12 protein-coding genes are annotated in these 13,757 nt (G+C 70.5%); all 12 read left to right on the top strand.

Annotated features, from left to right (window positions below):
* The first annotated feature begins 431 nt into the window (after positions 1–431).
* Positions 432–1,364: a 30S ribosomal protein S2 gene (gene rpsB, locus OIU81_RS09820; RefSeq protein ID WP_329145918.1), complete on the top strand. Its 933-nt coding sequence runs from the start codon at positions 432–434 to the stop codon at positions 1,362–1,364.
* Between the two features lie 108 nt (positions 1,365–1,472).
* Positions 1,473–2,309 carry a translation elongation factor Ts gene (gene tsf, locus OIU81_RS09815; protein WP_329145916.1) on the top strand — a complete coding sequence of 279 codons (837 nt, stop codon included), beginning with the start codon at positions 1,473–1,475 and terminating at the stop codon, positions 2,307–2,309.
* Positions 2,310–2,471: 162 nt separating this feature from the next.
* Entirely contained in the window at positions 2,472–3,242 is a 771-nt protein-coding gene (pyrH, locus tag OIU81_RS09810) for a UMP kinase (RefSeq protein ID WP_329145914.1), read from the top strand.
* A gap of 176 nt (positions 3,243–3,418) precedes the next feature.
* Positions 3,419–3,976: a ribosome recycling factor gene (gene frr, locus OIU81_RS09805; RefSeq protein ID WP_006602824.1), complete on the top strand. Its 558-nt coding sequence runs from the start codon at positions 3,419–3,421 to the stop codon at positions 3,974–3,976.
* The gene (locus OIU81_RS09800; RefSeq protein WP_329145911.1) at positions 3,976–5,142 is read left to right on the top strand and encodes a phosphatidate cytidylyltransferase; all 1,167 of its coding nucleotides are present in this window, start codon (positions 3,976–3,978) and stop codon (positions 5,140–5,142) included. The genes frr and OIU81_RS09800 overlap by 1 nt, the downstream gene beginning before the upstream one ends.
* 502 nt (positions 5,143–5,644) lie before the next feature.
* Positions 5,645–6,181: an RNHCP domain-containing protein gene (locus OIU81_RS09795; RefSeq protein ID WP_329145909.1), complete on the top strand. Its 537-nt coding sequence runs from the start codon at positions 5,645–5,647 to the stop codon at positions 6,179–6,181.
* A 183-nt stretch (positions 6,182–6,364) separates the two neighbouring features.
* Positions 6,365–7,459: a DUF1152 domain-containing protein gene (locus OIU81_RS09790; protein WP_443073957.1), complete on the top strand. Its 1,095-nt coding sequence runs from the start codon at positions 6,365–6,367 to the stop codon at positions 7,457–7,459.
* Between the two features lie 319 nt (positions 7,460–7,778).
* Complete coding sequence (locus OIU81_RS09785) at positions 7,779–8,099, top strand: GYD domain-containing protein (RefSeq protein ID WP_329145907.1); 321 nt, start codon at positions 7,779–7,781, stop codon at positions 8,097–8,099.
* A 375-nt stretch (positions 8,100–8,474) separates the two neighbouring features.
* Positions 8,475–9,581: a 23S rRNA (adenine(2503)-C(2))-methyltransferase RlmN gene (gene rlmN / locus OIU81_RS09780; protein WP_329145905.1), complete on the top strand. Its 1,107-nt coding sequence runs from the start codon at positions 8,475–8,477 to the stop codon at positions 9,579–9,581.
* Between the two features lie 259 nt (positions 9,582–9,840).
* Positions 9,841–10,911 carry a thiamine ABC transporter substrate-binding protein gene (locus OIU81_RS09775; RefSeq protein WP_329145903.1) on the top strand — a complete coding sequence of 357 codons (1,071 nt, stop codon included), beginning with the start codon at positions 9,841–9,843 and terminating at the stop codon, positions 10,909–10,911.
* A complete protein-coding gene (locus OIU81_RS09770; protein WP_443073956.1) occupies positions 10,887–12,617 on the top strand; it encodes an ABC transporter permease in 1,731 nt (576 codons plus the stop codon). Before OIU81_RS09775 ends, OIU81_RS09770 begins: the two co-directional genes overlap by 25 nt.
* Positions 12,618–13,694 carry an ABC transporter ATP-binding protein gene (locus OIU81_RS09765; protein WP_329145901.1) on the top strand — a complete coding sequence of 359 codons (1,077 nt, stop codon included), beginning with the start codon at positions 12,618–12,620 and terminating at the stop codon, positions 13,692–13,694. It begins immediately after the preceding gene.
* Positions 13,695–13,757: the final 63 nt, after the last annotated feature.

The raw sequence follows: 13,757 nt of genomic DNA, 5'->3' as shown, positions 1-13,757 counted from the left end.
GCCCGGACCCCCGGGGCGAAGCCGCCCAAGGCAGAAAGGCTGCTGGCTGCCCCGAATCGGGGCAGTGGATTCCGTTGGGTGTGTCGTCGCATGGTTCGACGGTGGCGCAGGGCGCCGAGGCGTGGGGATCTTGGTCCGGAGCTGTGGAGGGGCGGGCGGTTGTGGACAACGGTGTCACCCGGTCGGGGCTCGAAAAGATGCGTGTCGCCCGGTGCATCGCCCGTCCCGTACACTTCTGGTGGCGATCCGGGTCACCGGGTCGACTTCGCACGCCCCGCCGTCAGTGCACCAGTCCCGTTCGGGCAGCACGACGGCCGCGCTCCTCGGTCCTCGGACGGCTCCGCAAGGTGCCTTCCCGGCAGGCGCGTCGGGGCGTCAGGCACCGCGGCCGCCCGGCCGCAGTGAAACCGAGAGCAACAAGGAGTACGGCCATGGCCGTCGTCACGATGCGGGAGCTGCTGGAGAGCGGCGTCCACTTCGGGCACCAGACCCGCCGCTGGAACCCGAAGATGAAGCGCTTCATCTTCACCGAGCGCAACGGCATCTACATCATCGACCTGCTCCAGTCGCTGTCGTACATCGACCGCGCCTACGAGTTCGTCAAGGAGACCGTCGCCCACGGCGGCTCGGTCATGTTCGTCGGCACGAAGAAGCAGGCCCAGGAGGCCATTGCCGAGCAGGCGACCCGCGTGGGCATGCCCTACGTGAACCAGCGCTGGCTCGGCGGCATGCTGACCAACTTCTCGACCGTCTACAAGCGCCTGCAGCGCCTGAAGGAGCTCGAGCAGATCGACTTCGAGGATGTGGCCGCCTCCGGCCTCACCAAGAAGGAGCTCCTGGTCCTCTCCCGCGAGAAGGCCAAGCTGGAGAAGACCCTCGGCGGTATCCGCGAGATGCAGAAGGTGCCCAGCGCCGTCTGGATCGTGGACACCAAGAAGGAGCACATCGCCGTCGGCGAGGCGCGCAAGCTCAACATCCCGGTCGTCGCGATCCTCGACACCAACTGCGACCCGGACGAGGTCGACTACAAGATCCCGGGCAACGACGACGCGATCCGCTCCGTCACCCTGCTCACCCGCGTGATTGCCGACGCCGTCGCCGAGGGCCTCATCGCCCGCTCCGGTGCCGCCACCGGCGACCAGAAGCCCGGCGAGAAGGCCGCTGCCGCCGAGCCGCTGGCCGAGTGGGAGCGCGACCTGCTCGAGGGCGAGAAGAAGGCTGACGACGAGGCCCCCAAGGCCGAGGAGAAGCCCGCCGAGGCCCCGGTCGCCGAGGCCCCCGCCGCCGAGGCCGAGGCTGACAAGCCGGCCGACGCCGAGGCCGAGAAGCCGGCCGACGCCGAGAAGCCGGCCGAGCAGGCCTGACCCGCAGTAACCGGCTGATGACGGCGGGGGAGGGCGCTACAGGCGCCGCCCCCGCCGTCCACCCGTAGATCTTTCGACTTCGAGATTTCGAGAAGAGATTCACAGACCATGGCGAACTACACCGCCGCTGACGTCAAGAAGCTCCGCGAGCTCACCGGCGCCGGCATGATGGACTGCAAGAAGGCCCTGGACGAGGCCGACGGCAACGTCGACAAGGCCGTGGAGATCGTGCGCGTCAAGGGCCAGAAGGGCGTCGCCAAGCGCGAGAGCCGCACGGCCGAGAACGGTGCCGTCGTCTCCCTGATCGCCGACGACGAGTCCGCCGGCGTGCTGCTCGAGCTGAAGTGCGAGACGGACTTCGTCGCCAAGGGTGACAAGTTCCAGGCCGTCGCCAACGCGCTCGTCGCGCACGTCGCCGCCACCAAGCCCGCCGACCTGGAGAGCCTGCTCGCCTCTGAGATCGAGGCCGGCAAGACCGTCCAGGCGTACGTGGACGAGGCCAACGCCAACCTCGGCGAGAAGATCGTCCTGGACCGCTTCGCCCAGTTCTCCGACGGTTTCGTCGCGGCGTACATGCACCGCACCATGCCCGACCTCCCGCCGCAGGTCGGCGTCCTGGTCGAGCTGGACAAGGAGAACGCCGAGGTCGCCAAGGACATCGCGCAGCACATCGCCGCGTTCGCGCCGAAGTTCCTCTCCAAGGACGACATTCCGGCCGATGTGGTCGAGAACGAGCGTCGTGTCGCCGAGGCCACCGCGAAGGAGGAGGGCAAGCCCGAGGCCGCCCTCCCGAAGATCGTCGAGGGTCGCGTCAACGGCTTCTTCAAGGAGAACACGCTGCTCGCGCAGCCGTTCGCCAAGGACAACAAGAAGACCGTCCAGAAGGTTCTGGACGAGGCCGGTGTCACGCTGAAGCGCTTCGCGCGCATCCGCGTCGGCGCCTGAGCCTGTCGCGAAGGCAGCGAATGACCTGCGACCCCGCTAGGGTCGTACGCAGTCGGCCGCTCAACGGCCGGCCGCAGATGTGACGAGGAGGCCATTGCCGCAGAGGGATCTGGACCAGACCCACGGCAATGGCCTTCTTCGTATGTGCACGAGGAGAGCTCAATGATTCACGGTGCCGACGGCGCGCACACAGACCATGCCGGTCACGGCGGCAGGCAACGCTTCCTGCTGAAGCTGTCGGGCGAAGCGTTCGCCGGCGGCGGCGGACTGGGCGTCGACCCCGATGTCGTGCACGCGATGGCCCGCGAGATCGCCGCCGTGGTGCGCGACGGCTACGAGATCGCCGTCGTGATCGGCGGCGGCAACTTCTTCCGCGGCGCGGAACTGCAGCAGCGCGGTATGGACCGGGCACGCTCCGACTACATGGGCATGCTCGGCACCGTCATGAACTGTCTGGCACTCCAGGACTTCCTGGAGAAGGAAGGCATCGACTCCCGCGTCCAGACGGCCATCACCATGGGCCAGGTCGCCGAGCCGTACATCCCGCTGCGCGCGGTGCGCCATCTGGAGAAGGGCCGGGTCGTCATCTTCGGCGCCGGCATGGGCATGCCGTACTTCTCCACGGACACCACCGCCGCCCAGCGTGCCCTGGAGATCGACGCCGAGGCCATGCTGATGGGCAAGAACGGCGTGGACGGGGTCTACGACTCCGACCCCAAGAAGAACCCGGACGCGGTCAAGTTCGACGCGCTCGAATACGGCGAGGTCATCACCCGCGATCTGAAGATCGCCGACGCCACCGCCATCACCCTGTGCCGGGACAACAAGCTCCCGATCCTCGTGTTCGAACTGCTCGCCGAGGGCAACATCGCGCGTGCGGTGAAGGGTGAGAAGATCGGCACGCTCGTCAGCGATCAGGGCACCCGGGCCTGACGGCCCCAACTGCCGTGGTTCCGTACGGGCATCGGCCTGTACGGGCGGCAACCTCCGTACCGGGGGCAGACCCCGGTACGGGGATGGACAACGGCCTGCCGGTCGGACACCGTGCAGGAGAAGACGTGCGGCAGGGGCGAGGCTCTGCTTCTTACCGAAAAGACCAGGAGCAAGTGGTGATCGAAGAGATCCTCCTCGAGGCCGAGGAGAAGATGGAGAAGGCCGTCGTGGTCGCCAAGGAGGACTTCGCCGCGATTCGCACCGGGCGTGCGCACCCGGCGATGTTCAACAAGATCGTGGCTGACTACTACGGCGCCATGACGCCGATCAACCAGCTGGCGTCGTTCTCGGTGCCCGAGCCGCGGATGGCCGTGGTGACCCCGTTCGACAAGAGCGCGCTGCGCAACATCGAGCAGGCGATCCGCGACTCCGACCTCGGCGTCAACCCGAGCAACGACGGCAACATCATCCGGGTGACCTTCCCGGAGCTGACCGAGGAGCGCCGCAAGGAGTTCATCAAGGTCGCCAAGAACAAGGGCGAGGACGCGAAGATCTCGATCCGCAGCGTCCGCCGCAAGGCCAAGGAAACCCTCGACAAGCTCGTCAAGGACAAGGAGTCCGGCGAGGACGAGGTGCGCCGCGCCGAGAAGGAGCTCGACGACACCACCGCGAAGTACGTCGCGCAGGTGGACGAGCTCCTCAAGCACAAGGAATCCGAGCTCCTCGAGGTCTGATGAACGAGTCTTCCTGGGGGGCCCCGCCCGGCGCCGGTCAATGGGGGCCGCCCGACCACGGACCGGCCTCCTCGCTTCGCGGGGTGGCGCCCCCCGTCCCGGCGGGTCCCGTGTACGACTGGGGCGACGCGGCGCAGACTCGGCCCATGCCCCTCGTGCCCGGGCCAGGCGGACACCAGGACGACGACCGGGAACATCGGGATATCCGGGAAAACCGGGATCACCTGGACGACCGGGGGGCTGCTCGCCTGAGCGGCCCCCTGTTCCGCGACGAAAAGCCGCAGGAGCCCATGCCCACCTCTCGTTCCGGGTCCGACAGCTCGCCGGACCCAGAGAAGCCGAAGAAGAAGAGCGCGGGCCGCAACCTCCGTGCCGCGATAGGGGTCGGCGTCGGCCTCGGCGTGATCATCGTTGCGTCGCTCTTCGTCTACAAGCCCGTCTTCATCGGCGTGATAGCGATCGCCGTGGTCGTGGGCCTGTGGGAGCTGACCTCGCGGCTGGCCGAGCGCAAGGACATCAAGGTGCCGCTGGTGCCGCTCGCGGTCGGCGGCACCGCCATGGTGGTCGCCGGGTACGTCCGCGGTGCAGAAGGCGCCTGGGTGGCGATGGCGCTCACCGCGCTCGCCGTCCTCGTCTGGCGGATGACCGAGGCACCCGAGAACTATCTGCGGGACGTCACCGCCGGGGTCTTCGCCGCGTTCTACGTGCCGTTCCTCGCGACGTTCGTGGCGCTGATGCTCGCGGCCGGGGCCGACGGGCCGCAGCGGGTGCTGACCTTCCTGCTGTTGACGGTCGTGAGCGACACCGGTGCGTACGCGGTCGGCTGGCGCTTCGGCAAGCACAAGCTCGCCCCGCGCATCAGCCCCGGTAAGACCCGCGAGGGCCTGGTCGGTGCGGTGCTCTTCGCCATGGTGGCCGGCGCGCTGTGCATGGAGTTCCTGATCGAGCACGGTGCCTGGTGGCAGGGCCTGCTGCTCGGCCTCGCGGTCGCGGCCAGCGCGACCCTCGGCGACCTCGGCGAATCCATGATCAAGCGGGACCTCGGCATCAAGGACATGGGCACCTTGCTGCCCGGTCACGGCGGCATCATGGACCGTCTCGACTCCCTGCTGCCGACCGCGCCCGTGGTCTGGCTGCTGTTCGTGATCTTCGTGGGGTCCGGCTGACGGCAGGGACGGTGTGGCGGGGGCGGGGCCGGGTTTGCGGCTCCGCCCCCGCTTTGCTGTGCGCCGGCGCGGGGCGGACGGGCGCCCGGCGATGGCCGTGAGGGGCTCCTGCATCAAGCGGGGGCCCTCCTCGTATCTCTGCTGGGCCGCGGCATGAGGGCGGGGCTCGGTCGATTCGATTCGATTCGACCGACGGCCGGGCGGAGGCGCGGGGTGCCGGGTGGCCGGCCTGCGCGCAGGAAAAAGTAATACCGGACTCGGGGCACCACGGCATAAAGTGGACATCACTCTCCGAAGCCGCTCCGGCGGCCTTCGGCACCCCCATGACACGGACAAGGAGGTGGCGTGATCAAGAAGCGCTATGCCGCTGCAGGTGCTGCCTGACGGGGGACGGCGCCGACGTCAGTGAGGCTGGACCGACACCTACCGGCGGCACGTGGGGAGGCCCGCGTGACAGTGACCGGGACAAACCGACAAACCCGGTCGTGGTCCGGATTCAGGGATGCGAGCACGCCCTGATGAAGCTGGAGCCGGAAGTAATCGCCCGCCCGAGAAGCGGGCGGTGAACCGCGTCCCTCACCAGCCGAGCCTGAGACCCCTGCCCAGGGGGAGAGCCAACGGAACCCTGCGCCTCCGAGTTGAAGATCCCTTCGACTCGCCGAGGAGCAGCACCATCAGCAGAACCACCGAGAACACCGGTTTCACCTGCAGCAACTGCGGCACGGAGGTCGCGCCCCTGGTCAACGGGAGCTACCGCAACCACTGCCCGCGGTGCCTGCACTCACGGCACGTGGACGTCAGCCCCGGAGACCGTGCCGGCGACTGCCGGGCCCTGATGCGCCCGGAGGCCGTCGACCACCACTCCACCAAGGGCTACATGATCGTCCACCGCTGCACCGGCTGTGGCGTCCGCCGCCGCAACCGGATGGCCGACGATCCCCGTCAGGGCGACGACCTCGATCAGGTCCTCGCCGTGATGCGCACGGGGATCAGCCGTCACGAAGCGGGCCGGTCCGCCCGGTCCCGGAGGCTCGTCTGACGCCTCGCGGCCCCCGCCCCGGCGGGGGCCGCACTGCCTGCCGCCCGGGGCCGAAGTCCGGCCGCCTGGGTGAGCGCAGTCCCCGCGGAGGGGTCAGCCGGGCCCCCACCAGCGGTTTCCCCTCCCCGGGGCGCCCGTCGCGCCGCGTGGCCGTGGCCGTCCGCCGGCCGTACGCTGACGCATGTGACCCGCCTGATCGTGGCAGCAGGAGGAGGCGGCGACGCCGTTGCCGCAGCGATGCTGGATGCCGCCCTCCACGGGGGCGAATCCCCGGCGACGGTGCTCACCTACGCATGGGACCGCCTCCTGCCCGACCCCGTTCCGGGCCCCAAAGGGCCGGCCCATTTCACCGGCCTTCGCCCCCTCACCCGCAGTGTGCAGACCGTTCCCGCCGACGCGGCCCCGATCGCTCCCGCCCGCTCCACGCTCCCCGGGCTGGCCACGGAACTCCCGCAGACCTTCGCGCTCACCGACCCGCGCCACGGCACCGAGGGCATCATCCGCCAACTCGAAGAGCTCGTACGGCACATGGAGCCGGACTCGGTCGACCTCCTGGACGTGGGCGGCGACATCCTCGCCCGGGGCGACGAGCCCACACTCCGCAGCCCGCTCGCCGACGCCCTCACCCTCGCGGCATGCTGCGAACTCAACTACCCCGTACGCCTCCTGGTCGCCGGCCCCGGCCTCGACGGTGAACTCCCCGCCGACGCCCTGCGTGAACGCTTGGGTCCCGTTGCCCTGACACTCACGGCCGAGCACGTCACACCCGTGAGCTCGGTACTGGAGTGGCACCCCTCCGAGGCCACGGCCATGCTCGCCGCCACCGCACGAGGCGCCCGCGGCCTGTGCGAGGTGCGGGACGGCGGCCCACCGATCCCGCTCACCGACGAGGGCCCCGCCGTCCACGAGGCCGACCTCGACGAAGCCCTCCACCGGAACCAGCTCGCCCGCGCCCTCCTCGCCACGGAGAACCTGCACCAGGCAGAACAGCACAGCCGGGAGATCTGCGGCTCCTCCGAAATCGACCACGAGCGCGACAGGGCCGGTTGGCTGACCAGCCGGCCCGCCCAGAAGCTCGACCCGGAAGCCGTCCTCCACCAGCTCGACGAGTTCGAGACCGGCGCCCGGTCCCGCGGTGTCACCCACACCACGTTCCGCCGGCTCACCGAAGCCTTCGGACTCGGCGGCAATCAGCGCCAGGAGCTCAGAGCACTGCTGCTCAGCCGCCGCCCGGAGCAGTACGAGGCGCCGCTCTGGCACCTCCCCTCAAGAGCCTGAGCAGCAACTTCTCCACGAGTTCAAGGCTCGCCGCGCTCGCTGGGTGGCCCTGCGACGGAGGGCGGCTTTCGAGCACACCATGCTTGGCCACCTCCCCGGTTCGGGTCCCGCGTCGAGCCTCTGGTGCGGAACCGCGGTCCACAGGGCACCGCAGCACCGCCGGCGGACGTCACCCAAGGCAGGAATTCCAGAGCCGTCGGCAGGTGCCCCACCGCATGGGCATCTAACGGGTGAATCGGGTCATTCGGTGCGTGGCGGTCGGTGGGACAACGGGAAGGCCCTCTGCACACCGGACATGCGATGGGCAGGGAGCGTCCCGATGCCGAAGTTTCTGATCCAGGCCACCTATACGTCTGAGGGCACCAAGGGGCTGCTCAAGGGAGGCGGGAGTGCGCGCCGTGCTGCCGTCGACGAGGTCGTCACGGCCCTCGGCGGGAAGGTCGAGGCCATGTACTTCGCCTTCGGTGAGAACGACACCGTGATCATCGTCGACCTCCCCGACCCGGTCTCCATGGCCGCCATCAGCCTCACCGTCAAGGCCAGCGGCGCCCTGCACACCCGGGCCACGCCCCTCCTCACCGTCGAGGAGATCGACGAGGCCGCCCGCCGGCAAGTCCCCTTCCGCGCCCCCGGCATGTAGGGAGAGGGTGGGGATTCGTTCCGTCGCCGCTCGATGAAGTGCTCGAAGGCCGGCTGCACCTCGCCCTGCACGAGATCGACCCCGCAGGTGTGCGGCCCGGGGTGGTCGACGGCAGCTGGAAATCCCGCAGGGCGTCTGTGAATCGGCACACCATGCCCGGCCCGGTCGCGGAGTCGATGACCGGCACGCGGCCGTGCGGAGCGACGGGTGTCCGGCGGGCCCGGTCCGCTACGTCGTTGTCACCGGGTGAGGTGCTGGGCCGTCTCCGGGTCGCGCGCGGCCGGCCGCCGGCGAAAGAGGGCCACAGCGAGTGACCGTCCTCTCACCCGCTCCCCACCTGGGCCTCCCCGGACGATCTGCCACACTGGACCCACCATGCCTGCACCCGGAGAACTTACTTTTGTCGCGCCGCGCGGGGCCAAGAAGCCGCCGCGGCACCTTGCTGATCTCAGTCCTGTGGAGCGTCGCGAAGCGGTGGCTGCGGTCGGGGAGAAGCCGTTTCGTGCCAAGCAGCTTTCGCAGCACTATTTTGCCCGTTATGCGCATGATCCGGCGCAGTGGACCGACATCCCGGCGGCGGCGCGGGAGAAGCTGGCGGGCGCGCTGCTGCCCGAGCTGATGACCGTCGTGCGGCACATCTCGTGCGATGACGACACCACGCGCAAGACGCTGTGGAAGCTGCATGACGGGACGCTCGTCGAGTCGGTGCTGATGCGGTATCCGGACCGGGTCACGATGTGCATCTCCTCGCAGGCCGGCTGCGGGATGAACTGTCCGTTCTGTGCGACGGGGCAGGCGGGTCTGGACCGCAATCTGTCGACCGCCGAGATCGTCCACCAGATCGTCGACGGGATGCGTGCGCTGCGCGACGGCGAGGTGCCGGGCGGGCCGGCGCGCCTGTCCAACATCGTCTTCATGGGGATGGGGGAGCCGCTCGCCAACTACAAGCGGGTGGTCGGGTCGATCCGGCGGCTGACCGACCCCGAGCCCGACGGGCTGGGGCTGTCGCAGCGGGGCATCACCGTCTCGACGGTCGGGCTGGTGCCGGCGATGCTGCGGTTCGCCGACGAGGGCTTCAAGTGCCGGCTGGCCGTGTCGCTGCACGCGCCCGATGACGAGCTGCGCGACACCCTGGTGCCCGTCAACACGCGCTGGAAGGTGCGTGAGGTGCTGGACGCGGCGTGGGAGTACGCGGAGAAGTCCGGGCGGCGGATCTCGATCGAGTACGCCCTGATCCGGGACATCAACGACCAGGCGTGGCGCGGTGACCTGCTGGGACGGCTGCTGAAGGGCAAGCGCGTCCATGTGAACCTCATTCCGCTGAACCCGACGCCCGGCTCGAAGTGGACCGCGTCGCGGCCCGAGGACGAGCGGGCGTTCGTCCAGGCCATCGAGGCGCACGGGGTGCCGGTGACCGTCCGCGACACCCGCGGGCAGGAGATCGACGGGGCCTGCGGGCAGCTGGCGGCCTCGGAACGCTGACCGCCCCGCTGGTACTGTGTGATCGAACAAATGCACATTCCGACAGGGGAGCGCCACAGCGCTGAGAGTGCGGAAGCGCCGTAGTCCTACGGTGCCCGCAGACCCTTGAACCTCGCCCGGGTCATTCCGGGTAGGAAGCTCGGTCGTCACTCATGCTGTTGTGCCCTGCCCGCAGTCCGCTCCGTGCGTCCTCGCACGTCACGAGCCGTGGACTGCCGGCAGGGCAGCGTCTCGTCCTGGCCAGCCAGGAGGACATCCAGTGAGCACCACCAGCAGAATCACCGCGGCGGCCGTCGCCGCCGCCCTCGGCACGACCGCGCTGACCGCCTGCGGCACCCCGGGGGGTGCGGATGCCAAAACCGTCACGCTGGTCAGCCATGACTCGTTCAGCGTGTCCAAGCCCGTGCTGGCCGCCTTCGAGAAGCAGAGCGGCTACAAGGTCCGCGTCCTCAAGGGCGGGGACGCCGGCAAGGCCGTCAACCAGGCGATCCTGTCCAAGGACAATCCGCAGGGCGATGTCTTCTTCGGCATCGACAACACCCTGCTCTCGCGCGGTCTGGACGAGGGCCTCTTCAGCCCGTACGAGGCCAAGGGGCTGGGGCACGTCCCGGCCGGGCTGCAGCTGGACAAGTCCCGGCACCGCGTCACCCCGCTCGACTACGGCGACATCTGCGTCAACTACGACCGCGGCTACTTCGCCCGGCACAAGATCGCGCCGCCGAAGACCTTCGACGACCTGATCAAGCCCCGGTACAAGGGGCTGCTCGTCACGGAGAACTCGGCGACCTCCTCGCCGGGGCTCGCCTTCCAGCTCGCCACCGTCGCCGCCTACGGCAAGGACAACTGGCAGGGCTACTGGAAGAAGCTCAAGGCCAACGGCGTCGAGGTCGTCGACAGCTGGGAGCAGGCCTACAACCAGCGCTTCTCGGGCTCCGCGGCGAGCAAGGGCAAGGGGGACAAGCCGCTGGTGGTCTCCTACGCCTCCAGCCCGCCGGCCGAGGTGCTCGGCACGAAGCCGGCGCCCCGCCAGGCACCGACCGGGGTCGCGACCGGCACCTGCTTCCGGCAGATCGAATTCGGCGGTCTGCTCAAGGGCGCGAAGAACGAGAAGGGCGGCAAGGCGCTGCTGGACTTCCTGCTGAGCAAGCAGTTCCAGGAGGACGAGCCGCTGCAGATGTTTGTCCACCCGGCCCGCAAGGACGCCAAGGTGCCGGAGGTGTTCACCAAGTACGGCGCCACCATCGGCAAGCCGGCGACGCTGGCCCCGGAGACCATCACCCGCAACCGCGAACAGTGGATCAAGCAGTGGTCCTCGCTCGTTCTGAAGTAGCCCGCAGCCGCGGCCGCGGGCCCGCGAAGGGGACGGCGGTGCGGCTCGGTCTGATGGCCCTGCCGCTCGCCTTCTTCGCGCTGTTCTTCGCCTATCCGGTCGTGGCGATCGTCGGGCGCGGACTGAAGGACGGCGGCCACTGGCAGTTCGGCAGGTTCGGCGAAGTGCTGAGCGACCCGGACATCGCGCACGTGCTGTGGTTCACCGTCTGGCAGGCCGCCGCCTCGACCGCGCTGACGCTGCTGATCGCGCTGCCCGGCGCCTATGTCTTCGCCCGCTTCGACTTCCCCGGAAAACAGCTGCTGCGGGCGGTGGTGGCGGTGCCGTTCGTGCTGCCCACCGTCGTCGTCGGCACGGCCTTCCTCGCGCTCGTCGGGCGGGGCGGACTGCTGGACGAGCTGTGGGGGGTGCGCCTGGACACCTCGGTGTGGGCGATCCTGCTGGCGCACGTCTTCTTCAACTACGCCGTGGTCGTGCGCACCGTCGGCGGCCTGTGGGGGCAGCTCGATCCGCGGCAGGAGGAGGCGGCGCGGGTACTGGGGGCCGGGCGCCTCGCGGCCTGGCGGCGGGTGACGCTGCCCGCCCTGGGGCCGGCCGTCGCGGCCGCCGCCCTGATGGTCTTTCTCTTCACCTTCACCTCCTTCGGCGTGGTGCAGATCCTGGGCGGGCCCACCTTCTCGACGCTGGAGGTGGAGATCTACCGGCAGACCGCGGACTTCCTGGATCTGCCGACCGCCGCGGTGCTCACGCTGGTCCAGTTCGCCGCGGTCCTGGGCGTGCTGGCGCTGCACGCCTGGACCGTGCGCCGCCGGGAATCCGCGCTGCGGCTGGTGGACGCCTCGCAGACCGCCCGCCGGCCGCGGGGCGGCGGCCAGTGGGCGCTGCTGTGGGGGACGCTCGCCGTGATCACCGTCCTGTTGCTGGCGCCGCTGGTGGTGCTGGTCGAGCGGTCGTTCGCCGGGCCGGACGGCTACGCAACGGTCTTCTACACCTCGCTGCGGTCCGCCGCGAGCGCCGACAGCACGTTCGCCGTCGCCCCCCTGGACGCCCTGTGGAACTCCCTCGCCTACGGGGCCGCGGCCACGGTGATCGCCGTGGTGGTGGGCGGGCTGGCGGCCGCCGTACTGACGCTGCCCCGGCTGCGCCGCGGCCCGTCCGGACGGACGCCTGCGATCAGCCGGTTCGTGCGCGGCTTCGACGCGCTGCTGATGCTGCCGCTCGGGGTCTCCGCGGTGACCGTCGGCTTCGGGTTCCTGATCAGCCTCGACACCCCGCCGCTCGATCTGCGCGCCTCCTGGTGGCTGGTGCCGCTCGCCCAGGCGCTGGTGGGCGTGCCGTTCGTGGTCCGCACGATGCTGCCGGTCCTGCGGGCGGTCGACGCGCGGCTGCGGGAGGCCGCCGCCGTGCTCGGCGCCTCGCCCTGGCGGGCCTGGCGCGAGGTCGACCTGCCGCTGGTGCGGCGGGCGCTGCTGATCGCCGCGGGCTTCGCCTTCGCGGTGTCGCTCGGCGAGTTCGGCGCGACGGTCTTCATCGCGCGGCCGGACCGGCCGACGCTGCCGGTCGCCGTGGCCCGCCTGCTGGGACGCGCGGGGGAGACCAACTACGGGCAGGCGATGGCGTTGTCGACCATCTTGATGGTGGTGTGTGCCGGCGCCCTGCTGGTACTGGAGCGCCTGCGTCCCGCCGACCACTCCGGGGAGTTCTAGATGACGGCAGGGGACGCCACCACACGGGCGCCGGAGCTGCTGCGGCTGGGCGGGGTGAGTGTCCGCTTCACCGCGGCCGGGTCCCCCGCGCTCGACGCGGTGGACCTGGACGTGGCCGCGCGGGAGATCGTGTGCGTGCTGGGGCCGAGCGGCAGCGGCAAGTCCACCCTGCTGAGGGTGGTCGCCGGTCTCCAGCACGCCGACGCCGGGCAGGTGTTGCTGGAGGGACGCGAGCAGCGGGGGGTGCCCGCGCACCGGCGTGGGGTCGGCCTGATGTTCCAGGACCACCAGCTCTTCCCGCAGCACGATGTCGAGGGCAATGTCGCCTTCGGGCTGCGGATGCGGGGGGCCCCGCGCGCCGAGCGGGAGCGGACGGTCGCCGAACTCCTGGACCTCGTGGGGCTGCCGGGCACCCAGCGCAGGGCCGTCGCCTCACTGTCCGGCGGGGAACAGCAGCGGGTCGCGCTGGCCCGCGCACTGGCCCCCCGTCCCCGGCTGCTGATGCTGGACGAGCCGCTGGGCCAGCTCGACCGCGGGCTGCGCGAACGGCTGGTCGTCGAACTCCGCGGACTCTTCCGGGAGTTGGGCACGACCGTGCTCGCCGTCACCCACGACCAGGGCGAGGCCTTCGCGCTCGCCGACCGGGTCGTGGTGATGCAGGACGGCCGGATCGCGCAGAGCGGCACCCCGCTGGAGGTCTGGCAGCGGCCCGCCACGGAATTCGTCGCCCGCTTCCTCGGCTTCGACAACGTGGTCGAAGCGACGGTGCAGGGCGGGGCGGCCGCCACCCCCTGGGGCCCGGTGCCGGTCCCGGACGGCACCGCGGACGGGCCCTGCCGGCTGCTCGTCCGCCCGGCCGGGGTCCGGCTGACGGCCGCCCCGGACGGCCTGCGTGCCACGGTCGAGTCCCGGACGTTCCGCGGCACCCATGTCTCGCTGCTGCTGCGGCCCGCCGGCGGACCGCGGCTGGAGGCGGCCTGCACGCTGCGGGACGCGCCCGAGGTGGGCGAGCGGGTGGGCCTCGCCTTCGCCGAGCGGGACGTGGTGGTGCTGGACGCCGGGGGCTCGGCGGACTGACCGCACGGGACCCCGTGGGGGCCGGACGGCCTCCGCGTCCGCAGGACGGGCGTACGGGCCCTC

The sequence above is a fragment of the Streptomyces sp. NBC_01454 genome, from assembly GCF_036227565.1.
Classification (GTDB): domain Bacteria; phylum Actinomycetota; class Actinomycetes; order Streptomycetales; family Streptomycetaceae; genus Streptomyces.
This window is presented reverse-complemented; position numbering and strand designations above follow the sequence as displayed.